Origin of the sequence: Brevibacillus porteri (assembly GCF_003013475.1) — a bacterium.
In the GTDB taxonomy this organism is placed as follows: Bacteria; Bacillota; Bacilli; order Brevibacillales; family Brevibacillaceae; genus Brevibacillus; species Brevibacillus porteri.
The window spans coordinates 1-17,652 of record NZ_PXZO01000005.1; the positions used below are offsets into that span (position 1 = coordinate 1).

General features: G+C 49.9%; 16 protein-coding genes. 14 read left to right on the plus strand and 2 right to left on the minus strand.

Annotated elements, in window-relative coordinates; genetic code table 11:
* Positions 1–840 precede the first annotated feature (840 nt).
* The 13 genes from C7R92_RS05350 to pyrE all read left to right on the plus strand — a co-directional run bounded on the left by C7R92_RS05350 (position 841) and on the right by pyrE (position 15,273).
* Complete coding sequence (locus tag C7R92_RS05350) at positions 841–1,482, plus strand: serine/threonine-protein kinase (protein ID WP_069849564.1); 642 nt, start codon at positions 841–843, stop codon at positions 1,480–1,482.
* Positions 1,483–1,559: 77 nt separating this feature from the next.
* Positions 1,560–2,009, plus strand: coding sequence for a signal peptidase II (gene lspA, locus C7R92_RS05355; protein ID WP_017249515.1), 450 nt, complete (start codon positions 1,560–1,562; stop codon positions 2,007–2,009).
* Positions 2,010–2,055: 46 nt separating this feature from the next.
* A complete protein-coding gene (locus tag C7R92_RS05360) occupies positions 2,056–2,985 on the plus strand; it encodes an RluA family pseudouridine synthase (protein WP_017249514.1) in 930 nt (309 codons plus the stop codon).
* 19 nt (positions 2,986–3,004) lie between these two features.
* Entirely contained in the window at positions 3,005–3,406 is a 402-nt protein-coding gene (locus C7R92_RS05365; protein WP_106833476.1) for a VOC family protein, read from the plus strand.
* 99 nt (positions 3,407–3,505) lie between these two features.
* Entirely contained in the window at positions 3,506–4,867 is a 1,362-nt protein-coding gene (locus C7R92_RS05370) for a TolB-like translocation protein (RefSeq protein WP_106833477.1), read from the plus strand.
* Between the two features lie 223 nt (positions 4,868–5,090).
* Positions 5,091–5,630, plus strand: coding sequence for a bifunctional pyr operon transcriptional regulator/uracil phosphoribosyltransferase PyrR (gene pyrR / locus C7R92_RS05375; RefSeq protein WP_007728461.1), 540 nt, complete (start codon positions 5,091–5,093; stop codon positions 5,628–5,630).
* Between the two features lie 160 nt (positions 5,631–5,790).
* Positions 5,791–7,149, plus strand: coding sequence for a solute carrier family 23 protein (locus C7R92_RS05380; RefSeq protein WP_106833478.1), 1,359 nt, complete (start codon positions 5,791–5,793; stop codon positions 7,147–7,149).
* 167 nt (positions 7,150–7,316) lie between these two features.
* Positions 7,317–8,258, plus strand: a complete 942-nt coding sequence (locus C7R92_RS05385; RefSeq protein WP_106833479.1) for an aspartate carbamoyltransferase catalytic subunit — start codon at positions 7,317–7,319, stop codon at positions 8,256–8,258.
* Positions 8,225–9,505: a dihydroorotase gene (locus C7R92_RS05390; RefSeq protein ID WP_069849552.1), complete on the plus strand. Its 1,281-nt coding sequence runs from the start codon at positions 8,225–8,227 to the stop codon at positions 9,503–9,505. The genes C7R92_RS05385 and C7R92_RS05390 overlap by 34 nt, the downstream gene beginning before the upstream one ends.
* Before the next feature lie 55 nt (positions 9,506–9,560).
* Entirely contained in the window at positions 9,561–10,658 is a 1,098-nt protein-coding gene (locus C7R92_RS05395; protein WP_017249508.1) for a carbamoyl phosphate synthase small subunit, read from the plus strand.
* Positions 10,642–13,854, plus strand: coding sequence for a carbamoyl-phosphate synthase large subunit (gene carB / locus C7R92_RS05400; protein ID WP_106833480.1), 3,213 nt, complete (start codon positions 10,642–10,644; stop codon positions 13,852–13,854). The genes C7R92_RS05395 and carB overlap by 17 nt, the downstream gene beginning before the upstream one ends.
* A 15-nt stretch (positions 13,855–13,869) precedes the next feature.
* Complete coding sequence (gene pyrF / locus C7R92_RS05405; protein WP_106833481.1) at positions 13,870–14,607, plus strand: orotidine-5'-phosphate decarboxylase; 738 nt, start codon at positions 13,870–13,872, stop codon at positions 14,605–14,607.
* A 27-nt stretch (positions 14,608–14,634) separates the two neighbouring features.
* The gene (gene pyrE, locus C7R92_RS05410; RefSeq protein WP_106833482.1) at positions 14,635–15,273 is read left to right on the plus strand and encodes an orotate phosphoribosyltransferase; all 639 of its coding nucleotides are present in this window, start codon (positions 14,635–14,637) and stop codon (positions 15,271–15,273) included.
* Between the two features lie 33 nt (positions 15,274–15,306).
* Here pyrE and C7R92_RS05415 read toward each other — a convergent pair whose 3' ends face one another.
* Positions 15,307–16,404: a saccharopine dehydrogenase family protein gene (locus C7R92_RS05415; RefSeq protein WP_106833483.1), complete on the minus strand. Its 1,098-nt coding sequence runs from the start codon at positions 16,402–16,404 to the stop codon at positions 15,307–15,309.
* Between the two features lie 99 nt (positions 16,405–16,503).
* Positions 16,504–16,821 (minus strand): ArsR/SmtB family transcription factor, encoded by a 318-nt coding sequence (locus tag C7R92_RS05420; RefSeq protein WP_069849542.1) that lies wholly within the window; start codon positions 16,819–16,821, stop codon positions 16,504–16,506.
* Positions 16,822–17,011: 190 nt separating this feature from the next.
* Between C7R92_RS05420 and C7R92_RS05425 the strand changes: the two genes are divergently transcribed.
* The coding region (locus tag C7R92_RS05425; RefSeq protein ID WP_146147600.1) for a peptidoglycan-binding domain-containing protein at positions 17,012–17,652 on the plus strand (641 nt) is incomplete at its 3' end.

Below are 17,652 nucleotides of genomic sequence, written 5' to 3' on the forward strand. Positions count from 1 at the left end.
TCCTGTTTCCTCCACGGCACTACAGCAACAACTAAGGAATCCTATGTTTGTAGCTGCGGTGGGGAGAAGAATATTTCCAGTCTAGGCTCCAGGCTCCGTCCTGCTGGGGGTTGAGACTGTCCGCTCCGAAGGGATTCGCGGGGAAACGCAAAAGTGGTAGCCGCTACGTAGCGCGAGCACGTTGCGTTTCTTTTGCCCGCTCATTCCTTCTCCGCTGGGTAGGACTCCACAAGTCGCTACGTCTGGAAATATTCTTCTCTGGCGTGACAATGAGGTTCTTCAATCTTTTCAGGCATTTAAAAATCGGCTCACACGGAAAGCTCGTAGAGGAAACAGGAGAAAAAAGCGAAGATCTTAGGGACACTGACCGAGACTCCATGCAAAAAGCGAAACACGCTCTTAAGCGTCCACCTCTGAAACACATCTTGAAAGGACCACTTTGGACGCGGTTTCGCTTTTTGCATGGAGTCGTGCAGTCAATCCCGCAGGGGGTGGCCCTAGAATCTGAGCGTTTTCTCCTGTTTCCTCCCCACCACGACAGCAACGTACAAGAGTCTTGTTTTCTAAAAATCAGATACAATAAATCGTTATACACTACATAAAAAACAGATGCTATTGCTGGATATCTACTACCCATTTACCAAATCGAAAAAATGAGGTATTCTTGTCCATATGCAATCCTTTCATTGGAATCGGACAGGACTTCCTGGCCTCACCAGTGTAAAGGATTTTTTGCCCCTTAAATTAGGAAGTGTCTGAATGATCGTAGTAGATGGACCTTCATTAATTTTGTTTTAACGTAGTTCGAAGTCGGTAACTGATGAGAGATGATGAGAAACGATGCGGATCGATCAGCATATATTGCTAGCATTTTTACAGGAAGTTCAAGTGGAGAGTCTGTCGCCGGATGATCCAGTCGTCGTACACCACACGCCGTACCCGTGGGAGTTGGTCGGTACCGGCAATTATGCTGCCGTATTTGCCCACCCGGACTATCCAAAGGTAGTGATCAAGCTGTACGCACCTGGAAGACCAGGAGCCGAACAGGAAATCGAAGTCTATCGCAAGCTTGGGGAGACTCGTTCTTTCCCTATCTGTTATGATTATGGGGAAGGATACTTGGTCATTTCGCGGATGAACGGCATACCCCTGTTTGACTGTGTTCGCTTTGGTATTCCGATTCCTCCGCAGGTGATTGAAGACGTGGAGGAAGCACTCGAAGAGGCGCGCAGGAAGGGTTTGTTTCCACATGATGTCCATGGGAAAAACGTACTAATGGATCAGGGACGAGGTTATCTGATTGACGTATCCGATTACTATGTCAATGATACAGACACAAAATGGCGTGATTTACGCAAGGCGTATTACAAGGTGTACCTGCCATTTATCAAGGATCGTGGATGGAAAATTCCATTGTGGATGCTGGAAGTTGTACGCAAAGGCTACCGACTGTACAAAAAAGGAAAGCGCTTGTTCACGTAGACGGTCTCTGGTAAAATGATCATTTGATATTGTGTTTGTTCAGTTGCTGGTCGAAGCAGAATAAGGAGGACATTCCATTGTTGTACTATCTCATTGCGGCAGTAATTATTGCGCTTGATCAGTTTACAAAGTATTTAGTCGTGAAGTATATGGAACTGGGAGAATCCATTCCTTTGATCGCGGACGTATTTCATCTCACTTCCCATCGAAACATGGGAGCGGCGTTTGGCATCCTGCAAAATCGACGTTGGTTTTTTATTGTCATTACCGTTGTCGTTGTGATTGGGATTGTCATTTCCTTGATTCGCTTGAGAAAAAACCAACCTCGTGCATCGTTGGCGCTGTCATTGGTCTTGGGTGGAGCCGTCGGGAATTTCATTGATCGTGCGATGACTGGTCAAGTTGTAGATTTTCTCGATTTTACGTTGATTAACTTCCCGATCTTTAACGTGGCTGATATGGCCATCACGATTGGTGTGGGGATTTTGCTTCTCGATGTTTTTCTGGATGGGAAGAAAAACAGATAGTTATGAGAATAATAGTGGGAAAGCTCGGATAGGTGGAGAAAATTACATGAATGACACGCAATTGTTTGAACGTTACGATTGGACGGTAGAGCCAGCGGATACGAGCGAGCGCATCGACAAGTTTATCACGCTGCAAAATGAAGATTGGTCCCGATCACAGGTGCAGGCTTGGGTGAAGGAAGGCCGTGTCACTGTAAATGGTGAACCGATCAAAAACAACTACAAGCTGCAGGCAGAGGACGAAGTAACCCTCCGTGTTCCGCCGCCAAAGGAAATGGCAATCCAGCCAGAGGAAATGTCCTTGGATATTGTATACGAGGATAGCGATGTCGTGGTCGTGACTAAACCACGTGGCCTCGTCGTGCATCCTGCTCCTGGTCATTACAGTGGGACACTCGTCAATGGGCTTTTGGCACATTGCAAGGATTTGTCCGGAATCAATGGTGTTTTGCGTCCAGGAATTGTCCATCGCATTGACAAGGATACATCCGGCCTGTTGATGGTAGCCAAAAACGACAAGGCACACATGGGTTTGGCTGAACAATTAAAAGCACATACGGTCAATCGGAAGTATGTCGCGATTGTTCATGGTGTCATCCCGCATGAAATGGGAACGATTGAAGCACCAATCGGGCGCGATCCGAAAAATCGCCAGCAAATGGCGGTTGTTTTTGAAAACAGCAAGCCGGCTGTGACGCATTTTATCGTGCTGGAGCGCTTCAAAGAGTACACGTTGGTGGAATTGAAACTCGAAACAGGACGTACCCATCAAATTCGCGTACACATGAAGTATATTGGCTATCCACTGGCGGGCGATCCAAAATACGGTCCGAAAAATACATTGGAGCTCGATGGACAAGCTCTGCATGCGAAAACACTCGGCTTTATCCATCCCCGTACAGGAGAGCAGCTCGAATTCGAAGCGCCAATGCCGAAGGAAATGCTTGACGCCATCGAGGTTCTCAGACAAGCGTAAGCGAACAGGAGGAATAGCCGTGCTAAAAAGATTAGCGCATGTGACGCTGTACGTTCACGATTGTGAAGAGGCATTGCGGTTTTACACGGAAAAACTCGGTTTCGAAAAACGCATGGATTCTCGGATGGATGATGGTTCTCGTTGGCTCACCGTCGGCCTTCCTGGGCAGGAGATAGAGATCGTATTGCATGACCCTACCCATTGGCATCGGGAAGAAGTTGCGCAGGAAATGCTTCGTCAGGTCGGCAAAAATCCAATGTGGGTTTGGGAGACGGATGATTTTGGGTCCACATACGAAACACTGCGTCAACGCGGCGTGAAGTTTGTGAGTGAACCAAGCGAAGTGATGTATGGCATTGAGGTTATTTTCGAGGATCTGTATGGCAATCGTTTTTTGTTGTTGCAGCCAGTCTTCCTATGACACTTACATAATGGCAGTTGGATTGGAAAACGCTAGTAGAGAGCTTATTACTTTCTTCTGGCGTTTTTTTCATCATTCAATAGAGCGTGTAAGGAGTGAATGCTTGTGATCGGAAAATGGGGGAAGCTGATCAGTCTTTTTGTCCTTTTGGTTGTACTTGTCACGGCAAACGGTGAAGCAAAGGTGGCAGCCCAAAACCAACAGCCAGAGCGTGTGAACAAGGAAATGAGCGTTCCGGCAAAAATTGCATTTACGAGCAACCAGCATTTGTTTTTGGTAGATGGACGGGATGCATCAGGAAAAATAAAGCAAATCACCAAGGACGGCTATGCACAGATCGTAGGCTGGTCGCCAGATGGCAAGTGGCTCCTGTTCGTGAAATACAAAGGCAACGACAATTACTCGACACCAGGCTACGTGTGGATCGTCAGAGCGGATGGCAGCAAAACAGTGCAGGTAGACGAACGAGCAGTCTTTGAAATGCCAAAGTGGTCCCCGAAAGCGAACAAGCTAGCATACACCGTGAATATCGGCAGCAATGAAGTGCCAAGCCCTTTGCTGATTGTAAAAGAAATTCATGATCAAGGAGAAGTAGCCTTGCAAAGTTCAACGAAGGCTGACTTCGCAGATTTTGCCTGGATGCCGGATGGGGAAAACATGCTTGTCTCGCTACCCGCCGAAAAAAATAAGCCGATGACGCTGGCCTTGCACACGCTTGCAGGTAAACCGTTGACTGCCTACCCGATTGCAGAACCGCCAAAAGTGGGGGAAGGTATCTACCCATGGGCGGCGACAGGCCTAAAAGTATCCCCGGATGGGAAGGCTGTTGCCTACTTTGTCAGGTATAACTCCGGGTCCTTGTCTGCTGATGGCGTACCTATTCAATGGTTTGATTTGACACAGCCTGCCAAAAAGCCAATAGAACTCGGTACAGGATTGGCTTATCCTGATTGGCTTGCTTGGACACCAAATAGCGACCAGCTCGCTTTTGTCGATGGCACTGACCGGATCGCCACGACTAACAAGCAGTTGAAGCTGGCGGATCGAGCAGGAAAGGTCAAAACAGTCAGCCCTGGTCCAGTGGTGGTAGACACTTATCCAGTATGGATTCCAAAAGCTCCATACACACTGCTTTTCACCAGAGGCTTGGCTACAGCGTATTCATACGATCCAAAGAAGGTCATGGTACCGGAACAAGGCATCTGGCGGCGATCCGCAGATGGAGCAGAGCAGCAGGTGACAAAAGGGTCAGCGAATACAGCCGACTACTATCCTGCGCCATCTCCAGATGGGAAACAGCTCCTTTTCTTGCGTTTGGATCGAGCGGAGCATGGCTCCCTGTTTATCCAAGGAATAGGTGAGGATGCGGACAAACAAGTCGAGCTGATCAAAAACATTACAGGGGACATTGGTTATTATGCGAACTATTTGCCACCGTGGGTCAGCGTCTATTGGGAATAGTTAGACTTTTCCGGGCTGCATTGACACCCGTCCAGAATCGTGACATAATTCTACATGACGAATGGAACCTTTTAATCCAGTCCAGTGAGGCTGGCAAGGGCACGGAATGACAAGCAGGCGGGACTCTTACAGTCCGGTCAGTTTGTCCGAGGGCTTCTTGTCTCCTGACAAGGAGCCTTTTTTCGTAAGGTCCACTGTTCCCGTCGAGAAGGGGGATATTGAGATGATCAACAAAAGCGTCATTATGGATGAAGCCGCAATCCGCCGCGCGCTCACTCGAATCGCACATGAAATTATCGAGCGAAACAAAGGTGTCGAAGATCTCATTATCGTGGGCATCAAGACCAGAGGGATCTACCTCGCGCAGCGTCTTGTGGAAAGAATCGAAATGATTGAAAATGTGAAAGTCCCAGTCGGTGAGCTGGACATTACGTTCTATCGTGACGATCTGCAACACAAGTCCGAAGATGCCATTTTGCAAGGCTCCAAGCTCCCAGATCAAATCACGGGCAAGACTGTGATTCTGGTGGATGATGTTCTCTACACGGGAAGAACAGTGCGTGCCGCATTGGATGCACTGATTGACAACGGTCGCCCTCGGATGATTCAACTGGCTGTTCTGGTTGATCGCGGTCATCGCGAGCTACCAATCCGCCCTGATTTCGTCGGAAAAAACCTCCCAACTGCTCGAACGGAAATTGTCGATGTACAATTGGCAGAAGTGGACGTTATGGACATTGTGTCCATCCGACAGCTACTGTAAAAATAAAAGAACTCCTCTTTAAAAACGATCCCGTGAGGTCGGCAAGAGGCAAGAAACTTCCCATGAGCATGGTGAAGCTAGCCTCTTTGTGTCCGCACAAAGAGGTTTTTTGTATAAAAAAAGCTTTTTGAATGAAAGACAAAACAGGGGGCATACAGGCATGAGCCAAAAAAATTACATCGATGTAGACGAAACACCACATATTTCGCGATTGCTGCCACTTAGTATTCAACACCTGTTCGCGATGTTCGGCTCGACTGTACTCGTACCGATCTTGACGGGTCTGGATGTTGCAACGGCCCTCTTGGCGAGCGGGATCGGGACACTTCTGTTTCTGTGGATCACCAAAGGAAAGCTTCCGAACTATCTCGGTTCTTCCTTCGCCTTCATCGGTCCGATTATCGTCGTGAGTCAATCGCATGGTGTAGGGACGGCACTCTTAGGCTGCTTCCTCTCCGGGATTGTGTACATCATCGTCGCCGGAATTGTGAAGAAGGCAGGAGTCAAATGGCTTGATCGGGTACTGCCACCAGTTGTCATCGCATCCGTCATCGTTGTGATCGGTCTGAGCCTGGCTGGCGTAGCAGTAGACATGGCGACGAAAGTCACTGTAGACGGTCAATCGCAAATGTCACTGACTTCGATTGAAATCTCGCTCGTTACCGTGGTCATAACAGTTCTAGCAGCGGTCATGCTACGCGGTTTCCTTGGTCTTATCCCCATCTTGATCGGAATGGTTTCTGGTTATGTATACACGCTGCTGCGTCACCCTGATCTGATTAACTTTCAAAAAGTAGTAGAAGCAGACTGGTTCATCACGCCACAAAAAATGTTTACGGAGCACTTCAAATTTACCGAAGTCATGAGTGTGATCGGTGACGGCTCTGCATGGATCGCAGCACTGGTCATCGCGCCAGTCGCTTTTGTCACGCTGGCAGAGCATTTGGGTCACTTGCTGGTAACGAGCAAGGTCATGGATCGCGATCTGATGAAAAATCCGGGTCTGCACCGCAGCTTGCTCGGAGACGGGGTGGCAACCTCACTGGCAGCCATCATGGGAGGTCCGCCAGCAACGACGTATGGAGAAAATATTGGTGTCCTTGCAATGACTAAGGTATACAGCCGAGTGGTCATCGGTCTGGCTGCTGTACTGGCAATCATGTTCGCCTTCGCTGGTAAGATTAGCGCCATTTTAATGACGATTCCAACGCCGGTACTTGGTGGTGTCTCCATCATCCTGTTCGGTATCATCGCGGCACAAGGCTTGCGGATGTACGTCGAGCACAAAGTGAATTTTGCAGACAAACGCAACATGATTCTCGCAGCAATCATCCTCGTCACGGGAATCGGCGGATACAAAATCAGTTTTGCAGGTACAGGTATCGCTTTCCTGAACGATCTGACCATCGATAATATCGCTCTCTCTACCTTCCTGGGAATTATTCTGCACCTGATCCTTCCAGGAAAAGAGTCCGCGATGGGCGAAGCGCACCAGGAAGAACAAAAACAAATAGCCTAAACGTTCCCAATCCTTTAAATCCAGTCCAGAGAGGCTGGCAAGGCATAGAACGCTGTTAAGGCTGCCCGAAAAAGGCACCCAACCAGCTTCTTGTCTCGCTTGCCTCCAGATGCAAAGCGATGCAAAGAAGCTTTTCTTTTGACCAAAATGAACCGGAGGGATTCATGATGAAAAATGTAGCGCACCTGATTGGCCTCAAAGACTTATCGAAAGAACAGATCATCCAGCTCCTCGAGCGAGCAGAGTATTGGGCTGCTAGACCGACTGAGCAAGCGGATATCCTGCACGGACGGTTTGTCGCGAATCTGTTCTTCGAGGCCAGTACCAGAACCCGCTTCTCTTTTGAAGTAGCACAAAAGCGACTGGGCGCACATGTTTTGAACTTCATTCCGGAAACCTCCTCCACCGTAAAAGGCGAGACGGTCTATGACACGATCCGCACCTTGGAAGCAATGGGCGTGGAAGCAGCCGTTATCCGCACCAAGAAAGAAGGCCTGCTGCAAGAGTTAGCAGAAAGCGTAGACCTGAAGCTGATCAACGCGGGAGATGGAACGAACGAGCACCCGACCCAATGCCTGCTCGATCTTTTGACCATGAAAAAACAGTTTGGTAAGCTATCTGGTCTCACGGTAGCGATCATGGGAGACCTGCGCCACAGCCGCGTGCTCGGTTCTCACCTGCATGCGCTGCCGAAGCTCGGCGTGAATCTGCTACTCTCGGGTCCTGCTACGATGATGCCAGCGCATATCCCGCAAGGTGTCAAAATCGTGGAAATGGAAGAAGCGGTTCAAACCGCAGATGTGGTCATGATGCTGCGCGTTCAGCTGGAGCGCCATGCGGAATCCCTCTATCTATCGAAAGAAGAGTATCACAAGGCACATGGGCTCACTCTGGAAAGAGCCAAAATGATGAAGTCCGGCGCAGTTATCATGCATCCGGCCCCCGTCAATCGCGGGGTTGAGATTCATACCGATTTGGTAGAATGCGAAACGTCCTTGATTCAAACCCAAGTGACCAACGGAGTCGCAGCAAGAATGGCAGTTCTAGAAACTCTTTTGAAAGGGAGCGAAATGACATGGGAATCATCCTTGGCAACGGCAACGTACTAAATCAGGCGGGGGAACTCACCCCGATGGAAATATTGGTGGAAAAGGGAAGAATCACAGCGATGGGGGAAACGCTCGATCGCGAGGGGCATGAATGGATCGATTGCCACGGCGGTATGATTAGCGCCGGTCTCATCGATGTGCACGTACATCTGCGTGAGCCAGGCTTCGAACATAAAGAAACGATCGAAACAGGGGCAAAAGCAGCGGTACAAGGCGGATTTACAACAGTAGCATGCATGCCGAACACACGACCATCCATCGACAGTGTCGAGACCGTGACCTACATTTTGGACAAAGCGAGCGAGGCTGGTATGGCGCGCGTGATCCCGTATGGTGCGATTACCGTTCGCCAATTGGGAAAAGAGCTGACGGATTTCGCTGGGTTAAAAGAAGCGGGGATCTTTGCGCTGACGGATGACGGCGTGGGTGTGCAATCAACAGCGATGATGAAAAAGGCTATGCAAAAAGCAGCAGAGCTCGGTATCGCAATCGTCGCTCACTGCGAGGACGAAGACCTGTTGATCCCGGGAGCAGCCTTGCATGACGGGGTGGTAGCAGCTCGCCACGGACTCCCTGGAATTCCTTCTGAGTCAGAGTCCATCCACGTTGGTCGCGATATTTTGCTGGCAGAACAGACAGGTGTGCACTACCACGTATGCCACATCAGCGCGAAAGAGTCGGTGCGTCTGGTACGCGATGGGAAACGCGCGGGCGTAAATGTAACGTGTGAAGTCAGTCCGCATCACCTCTTGCTGTGCGATGAGGATATCCCGGACAATCTGGATACGAATTGGAAAATGAACCCGCCGCTGCGCTCTCGTGAGGATCGTGCTGCACTGATTGCGGGATTGAAAGACGGTACCATTGATATGATCGCCACAGACCATGCACCACACACCCAAGAGGAAAAAGCAAACGGGATTAACCGAGCACCATTCGGAATCGTCGGACTGGAGACAGCATTCCCGCTCCTGTACACAAATCTCGTGCAAAACGGAGAGCTGACCTTGAAGAAGCTGGTTGAGCTGTTGACCGTGAAGCCAGCAGAAGCATTCAAACTGCCATACGGACGTCTGGAAGTGGGCGCACCAGCAGACCTGACTGTGATTGATCTGGAAACGGAAAAAACAATCGACCCAAGCACATTCGCAAGTAAAGGAATCAACACACCATTTGCTGGTTGGGCATGCAAAGGCTGGCCAACCCTAACGCTGGTAGATGGGAAGATCGTATATCAAAACGTGTAAAAACGACTTACAGACGAGACACAAGTTTTTACACGACAATGGAGGAGGAGCATAGATGCGAGCAAGATTGATCTTGGAAGACGGAACAGAATTTATCGGGACAGCATTTGGAGCGACAAAGGAGTCCTACGGGGAAGTGGTTTTCAATACAGGGCTGACTGGCTATCAGGAGGTTTTGTCCGACCCATCCTACTGCGGACAGATCGTCACCATGACATACCCGCTAATCGGAAATTACGGGATCAATCGAGACGACTTTGAAGCTGTTCGTCCATACATTCACGGCTTCGTTGTTCGCGAGCATTGCGAGGCGCCTAGCAACTGGCGCAATACGAACACACTCGATGAACTGCTGAAAACATACGACATCCCAGGTATTGCTGGAGTCGACACCCGGATGCTGACGAGAAAAATTCGTTACCACGGCACGATGAAGGGCATGATTACAACCAGTGAAGCCCCGTTGGCTGAATTGGTTGCTGCCCTGAACGGCACGACATTGATGACAGACCAAGTATCACGCGTTTCTACGAAAAGCGTCTTCAGCTGCCCAGGTACAGGTCATCGAGTAGCACTGGTAGACTTCGGCGCGAAGCACGGAATTTTGCGCGAGCTGACCAAACGCAATTGCGACGTAGTAGTCGTGCCTTACAATGTGACAGCAGAAGAGATTCGCCGCATTCAACCAGACGGGATTCTCTTGTCCAACGGCCCTGGGGACCCGAAGGATGTACCGCAAGCTGTAGAGATGATTCGCGAAATCTTGGGTGAATATCCTCTGTTCGGAATTTGCCTCGGTCACCAGCTGTTCGCACTAGCGTCTGGCGCTGACACGACGAAAATGAAATTCGGACACCGTGGCGGCAACCATCCAGTAAAAGAGCTGCCAACCGGACGCACATATATCACATCCCAGAACCACAGCTATGCAGTCAAAGAAGATTCACTGGCAGGCACGGAACTGGAAGTTACACATATCGCACTCAATGATGGCACCGTCGAAGGCGTACGTCATGCAGCGAAGAATGCATTCTCAGTACAGTACCATCCAGAAGCAGCTCCAGGTCCGTATGATTCCGGCTACCTGTTCGACCAGTTTCTTGCGATGATGGAAACCGCTAAGGAGGAAAAAACTCATGCCAAAACAAGATAATCTGAAAAAAATCCTCGTAATTGGCTCTGGACCTATCGTCATCGGGCAGGCTGCAGAGTTTGACTATGCGGGCACGCAAGCATGCGAAGCGTTAAAAGAAGAGGGCATGGAGGTAGTTCTGATCAACTCCAACCCGGCGACCATCATGACTGATACAAACATGGCGGACAAAGTATATATAGAGCCAATCACACCTGAATTCGTAGCGCGCGTCATTCGTCAAGAGAAGCCGGATGGACTGTTGCCTACACTTGGTGGTCAAACAGGCTTGAACATGGCTGTTGCCCTCTCAGAAGCAGGCGTTCTCGAGCAAGAAAATGTAAGGCTGCTCGGAACCAAGCTGGAATCGATCAAACAAGCAGAAGACCGCGACCTGTTCCGTTCTCTCATGAATGAACTGGGTGAGCCGGTACCTGAATCCGTCATCGTGAGCACGGTCGTAGAAGCTGTCGATTTTGCAAACGAAATCGGTTATCCCATCATCGTTCGTCCTGCCTACACCTTGGGTGGTACAGGCGGTGGAATTTGTGAAGATGAAGAAACCCTCCGCGAGATCGTCGCAAGCGGATTGAAATACTCCCCGATTACGCAATGCTTGATCGAGAAAAGCATTGCCGGCATGAAAGAAATCGAGTACGAAGTGATGCGCGATGCCAACGACAACTGCATCGTAGTCTGCAACATGGAAAACATCGACCCAGTCGGCGTGCATACAGGTGACTCCATCGTAGTAGCACCTAGCCAAACACTGGCTGATCGCGAATATCAAATGCTGCGCTCATCCGCACTGAACATCATCCGGGCACTAGGTATCGAGGGTGGCTGCAACGTACAATACGCACTCGACCCGCACAGCTTCCAATACTACGTGATCGAAGTGAACCCGCGTGTGAGCCGCTCTTCTGCACTGGCTTCCAAGGCAACAGGCTACCCAATCGCAAAAATGGCAGCCAAAATCGCAATCGGCTACACGTTGGATGAACTGAAAAACCCGGTGACAGGCCAAACATACGCATGCTTCGAGCCAACACTGGACTACATCGTCAGCAAAATCCCACGCTGGCCATTCGACAAGTTCCAATCCGCAAACCGCAAGCTCGGTACGCAAATGAAAGCGACTGGAGAAGTCATGGCGATCGGTCGGACTTTTGAAGAATCGATCATGAAAGCCATCCGTTCCTTGGAAATCGGCAGCTATCACATCGAGATCGAGGGAGCAGGCGAAATCAGCGAGGAAGATTTGAAAGCTCGACTGGTGCACGCGGATGACGAACGCCTCTTCCTGCTGGCAGAAGCACTGCGTCGTGGCTGGACGATCGAACAACTGCACAACCTGACCAAGATCGATTTGTTCTTCCTGCATAAGTTCCATAAAATGATTGCTTTTGAAGCGGAACTGGCAAAAGGCTTGACGAGTGAGAAGCTGTACGAAGCAAAACGCATGGGCTTCACAGACCGCAAAATTGCCGAGCTGTGCGGTGAGACAGAAGAAGCGGTACACGCGATGCGCAAAGAAAAAGGCTTTGTACCTGTATATAAAATGGTAGATACTTGCGCGGCAGAATTCGAAGCGCAAACACCGTACTACTACTCCGCGTATGAAGTAGAAGACGAGCGCATCGAGACTGGCAAGAAGCGCGTGGTTGTGCTGGGTTCTGGACCAATCCGCATCGGTCAAGGAATCGAGTTTGACTACGCGACTGTCCACGCTGTCTGGGCACTGAGAGAAGCGGGCTATGAGGCAGTGATCATCAACAACAACCCGGAGACCGTTTCTACAGACTTCAACACTTCTGATCGCCTGTACTTCGAGCCGCTGTACATCGAAGACGTCATGAACATTCTCGATGTAGAGAAACCAGAGGGTGTCATCGTACAATTCGGCGGACAAACCGCGATCAATCTGGCTGACAAGCTGACTGCACGTGGAATCAAAATCTTGGGTACGAGTCTCGAAAACATCGACGCAGCGGAAAACCGCGAGAAGTTCGAAGCGCTGCTGCGCGAGCTGGAAATCGCCCAACCACCAGGCAAAACGGTTACGTCAGTCGAGCAGGCAGTAGTGGCAGCTGAAGGTCTTGGCTTCCCAGTCCTGGTTCGCCCATCCTACGTACTTGGCGGGCGTGCGATGGAAATCGTCTACAACCAGTCCGAACTATTGGAGTACATGGAAAAAGCGGTGAAGGTAAATCCTGATCATCCTGTATTGGTAGACCGTTACATGGTCGGGGTAGAAGCGGAAGTCGATGCGATCTGCGACGGCGAAAATGTTTTGATCCCAGGCATCATGGAGCATATCGAACGCGCAGGGGTGCACTCCGGTGACTCTATCGCTGTATATCCTCCGCAATCCTTGTCCCAAGCGATCAAGGATGAGCTGATTGACATGACGACAAAGCTGGCGCGCGCCCTGCAAATCAAAGGCTTGCTCAACATCCAGTTCGTCATCTATAAAGACCGCCCATACGTAATCGAGGTCAATCCGCGTTCGTCCCGTACGGTGCCATTCCTCTCCAAAGTAACGGGGATTCCAATGGCAAACATCGCAACGAAAGCGATCCTTGGTCACTCTATCATCGAACAAGGCTTTACACCAGGCTACCATCCAGAGGAGTCGATGGTTTCTGTCAAAGTACCAGTCTTCTCCTTCGCAAAGCTGCGTCGCGTCGATATTACGCTCGGCCCTGAAATGAAATCGACTGGAGAAGTCATGGGACGCGAGAGCACACTGGCAAAAGCATTGTACAAAGGCTTGGTCGCAGCGGGCATGAATATCCCGACACAAGGCACATTGCTCGTGACAGTTGCTGATAAAGACAAGGAAGAAGCGCTAGACATAGTGAAACGCTTCCGCCACCTCGGCTTCAAGCTGATGGCGACCGCAGGCACAGCCGATTATTTGGAGCAAGCGGGACTGCAAGTAACACGCGTAAGCAAATTGTCTGAGGGCACGCCAAACCTGTTGGATGTCATCCATACAGGAGAAGCGAACATCGTACTCAATACACTGACAAAAGGCAAAACGCCACAACGCGACGGCTTCCGCATTCGTCGGGAAGCAGTAGAGAACGGCGCCGTATGCTTGACTTCACTCGATACAGCTTCCGCTCTCCTGCACGTACTGGAGACGATCACATTCTCTACAGAAGCAATGCCAGCCCAGCGTGCTGGTGCCAAAGTGGCAGTAACCGTATAAAAAGGGGAGAGCAGCGTGCAACAACAACTAACCGATATTCGCGAACGCATGATTGTTGCGCTCGACTTTTCCACACTGGATGAAGTCAAAAAGTGCATCGAGCCGCTACAGGGGCATATCCGCTATGTAAAAGTGGGGATGGAGCTCGCTTACGCAGAAGGTCCAGCGATCGTTTCCTTCTTGAAGGAAAAAGGACTCAAAGTGTTCCTCGACTTGAAGGTTCACGATATTCCCAATACAGCTAAAGGCGCGATGAGAAGCCTGGCGCGTCTGGGAGCAGACATGGTAAACGTTCATGCGGCAGGCGGCGTAGCCATGATGGCGGCAGCGAGAGAAGGTTTGGAGCAAGGGACAGCGGCAGGTGCTGCTCGTCCCCTCCTGATCGGTGTGACGATGCTGACATCTACTGGTTTGCAAACGATGAATCAAGAATTGGCGATTCCAGGTGATGTAGAAGATGTTGTGGTGCACTATGCGCTGATGACCAAGCAAGCTGGTTTGGATGGGGTAGTTGCTTCTCCACTAGAGGTACCGATGATCAAAAAAGCTGCTGGAGACACATTTGTAACCGTAACACCAGGAATTCGTCCACTGGGAGCAGATCAAGGCGATCAGACGCGCATCACGACGCCGGAACAGGCATTTCGCTTGGGCAGTGATTACCTCGTGATCGGACGCGCGATTACGGGTGCAAAAGATCCGGTAGGTGTCTGGAAAAGTATCATCGCAGCAGTGGACAAAGATCGTTCGTAAAGTAGCCAGCTGGAGGGAATAAGTGAAATGACGACAATGACAACCGCTAAACATATTGCAGCGAACCTTCTCGAAATCGGGGCAGTTCATTTGCGACCGGAAAAACCATTTACATGGACGTCCGGGATCAAATCCCCGATCTACTGCGACAACCGGATCACGATGTCCTATCCGGATGTGCGCCGTGCCATTGCGAGAGCATTTGCCGATTTGATCAAGGAGCAGTACCCAGATGCGCAAGTTGTTGCTGGAACAGCAACTGCGGGTATTCCACATGCTGCATGGGTAGCAGAGCTGCTTGATCTGCCTATGATTTACGTACGGGACAAGGCAAAAGGCCACGGTCGCCAAAATCAGATTGAAGGCGCATTGGCGGCTGGTCAAAAGGTCGTCGTGATTGAAGACCTGATTTCCACAGGAGGCAGCTCCTTGAAAGCAGCGCAAGCTGTGCAGGCTGAGGGTGGAGAGGTTCTGGGGGTCGTAGCCATTTTCAGCTACCAATTCCCAGATGCCCAAGCCTTGTTTGAGGATGCAGGCATTCCTTGCTCCACGATATCGAATTACACAGCACTTTTGGAAGTAGCTTCAGAGCAAGGGGTTATTACAAGTGAACAGGAAAAAGTACTGGGCGAATGGCGGAAATCCCCGCGTACTTTTTTTGAATAAGGAAGGGATACATGATGAAGAGTAGGGCGGCGATCAAACCGTCCTACTCTTTTTTGTTTCGTCGTGGATCACAATCTGGACCCCTTCGGATCGATAGAACTGGAGTATATCATCGGCAGTCATTTCGAAATGGCCGAAATCCTCTGGAAAAAGAATACCGGGCGTAACAGTTGAGTTTTCGTTTTGCCGAATGATTGGTTGTGCAAAAATGGCAGCTCCCAAAGCAGTTAGGTGAGTCTGCCCTTTCGGATCAGTGATCTCGATTTGGCGTTTCACGTTCATGCCATGCTGATTGCGCCCATTTAATTGGATGACAACATGGTGAGGTGACCCTGCACCTGGATTGTACAGTATTTTTTGACGTGTGCTTTTGCTGAGCAGGTTCCATATCCGGCTTTTCACCAATGAAACGAGGGCAAAAGTAGACAGTTTATTGTCGAAGGCGATACGAAAATCAGCTGCAGTTACGTTTTGGGCTTTCACGAGCGTCATGTGATCGGGTGTGTCAAGACGATAGCATTTCGCATGGTACCCATTCGGAAAGGTGACGGGTAACGGATCTGACAAGGGTGTCACTTCTTTTACGCCAGTCGGTGTGGTGACGGCAAAAGGAATCGTCATACGATTCATATAGTCGGTGGAATCTGGACCTGCTTTGTCTTGAAGGGAATAAAGGGCGTGAAGATGTATCTGGACATCTTGCAGGGAAGCTGTATGTATGCTTGCAAGAAGTGCTACAGTTCCCCCCATCCACCCTGAGGCGAGAATGACTGGAGAGCCAATGTTCTCATTCTTCAAGCGTTCGATCGATCGTGTAAATCGTTCTGTCCAACGTGTGACGTCAATCAGAGGAATCTGTCGGCGAACAGCGGCAAGAAGCAGAGTGTCATCAGGATCATTTACTGCACTAATAATCAAAGTCAAATCATCAGGAGCATGGGCGAGAGGATCGGATTTGGAGATGTCTAGGAGGAAAGGCTTTAGCCTACCGGATGTAAAAGGCAATGACTTTCCCGTAGACCTTCCTCCCAGCAATAATTCGAGAGTAGGGTGGCGATCGTGCAGGATCTTGGCAATTTGGCTCCCAACCGTTCCGTAGCCGCCGACAATTAAAACTTTGGTGATATTCATGAAGATTTCTCCTTTGATTAAATGTTTATGCGTTTAAGTTTATTAACAGATTGGTGTGAAAAACAGGGACACACTGTCCCTTTTCGTGACGGTTCAAATTCAGTTGCACTCTTCTTCGACGAAAGTCACCAATTGCTTAAAAAGCCTGATCGCTTCTGTAATTTCAAGCCGATAAAACATCTCCGTTCCTTTCTTTTGGACGTTTACTAGGCCCGCCTGTTTTAATATTTTCAAGTGATGAGACACCGTAGGTCTAGACATGGGAATATGCTCGGCGATTTGTGTTACGTTCATGCTTTCCTTGTCGATGAGAAGAGCTACGATTTGCTGCCGAATCGGATCACCCAAGCCTTGGAAGTATGGACTTAACTCCATAAATATTTGAACCGCTTTTTCATTGCAGGTTGGATTCGTCATTGCACACTCCGTTAATAAACTTAATCATTTAAACCAAAGTATATGGGTTCTTCCTTATTTTTGCAAGTCATAAAAACGTTGATCAATCAGCAAAAAAATAAGAGGAAGCGAGATTGGCCAGATGCAATAGGAAAGAAAAGTAGGGAATAGTAAGGGAGGTTACAAAAAAAGTAAAGGTAGGTGCTTGTGTATGAAAAAAGGAACGGGGAGCTTGGGCTCTCTTATGAAAACAGGGAAGGTTAAGAAAATCCTCGGTGCAGCTTTTTTGTCTGCCACACTCATGTTTTCCCTTCCTCATACGGGACAGGCTGTGGGCAAAGGTGCTCATGGGCCAGATATTTATGTGATTCAGGGGATGTTGAAATCATTAGGTAGTTACTCGGGTCAAATCAATGGATACTACGATGATGTTACCGTACGAGGTGTGAAGCATTATCAGAAAAAACACGGGTTGCCGGTTACAGGAAATGTAGATAATCGTACGTTCCAAAGCATTGTTTATTCCTATGATAGTGTCAAATCTGGAAAACGCGGCCAAGGTGGCGGCAAAGGTCACGGTGGTGGAACAGGCCAAGGTGGCGGCAAAGGACACGGTGGTGGAGCAGGCCAAGGTGGCGGCAAAGGACACGGTGGTGGAGCAGGCCAAGGTGGCGGCGGCAAAGGTCACGGTGGTGGAGCAGGCCAAGGCGGCGGCATGGGCGGCGGAGCAGGTCAAGGTGGCGGCATGGGCGGCGGAGCAGGTCAAGGTGGCGGAATGGGCGGCGGAGCAGGTCAAGGCGGAGGCATGGGCGGCGGAGCAGGTCAAGGCGGAGGCATGGGCGGCGGAGCCGG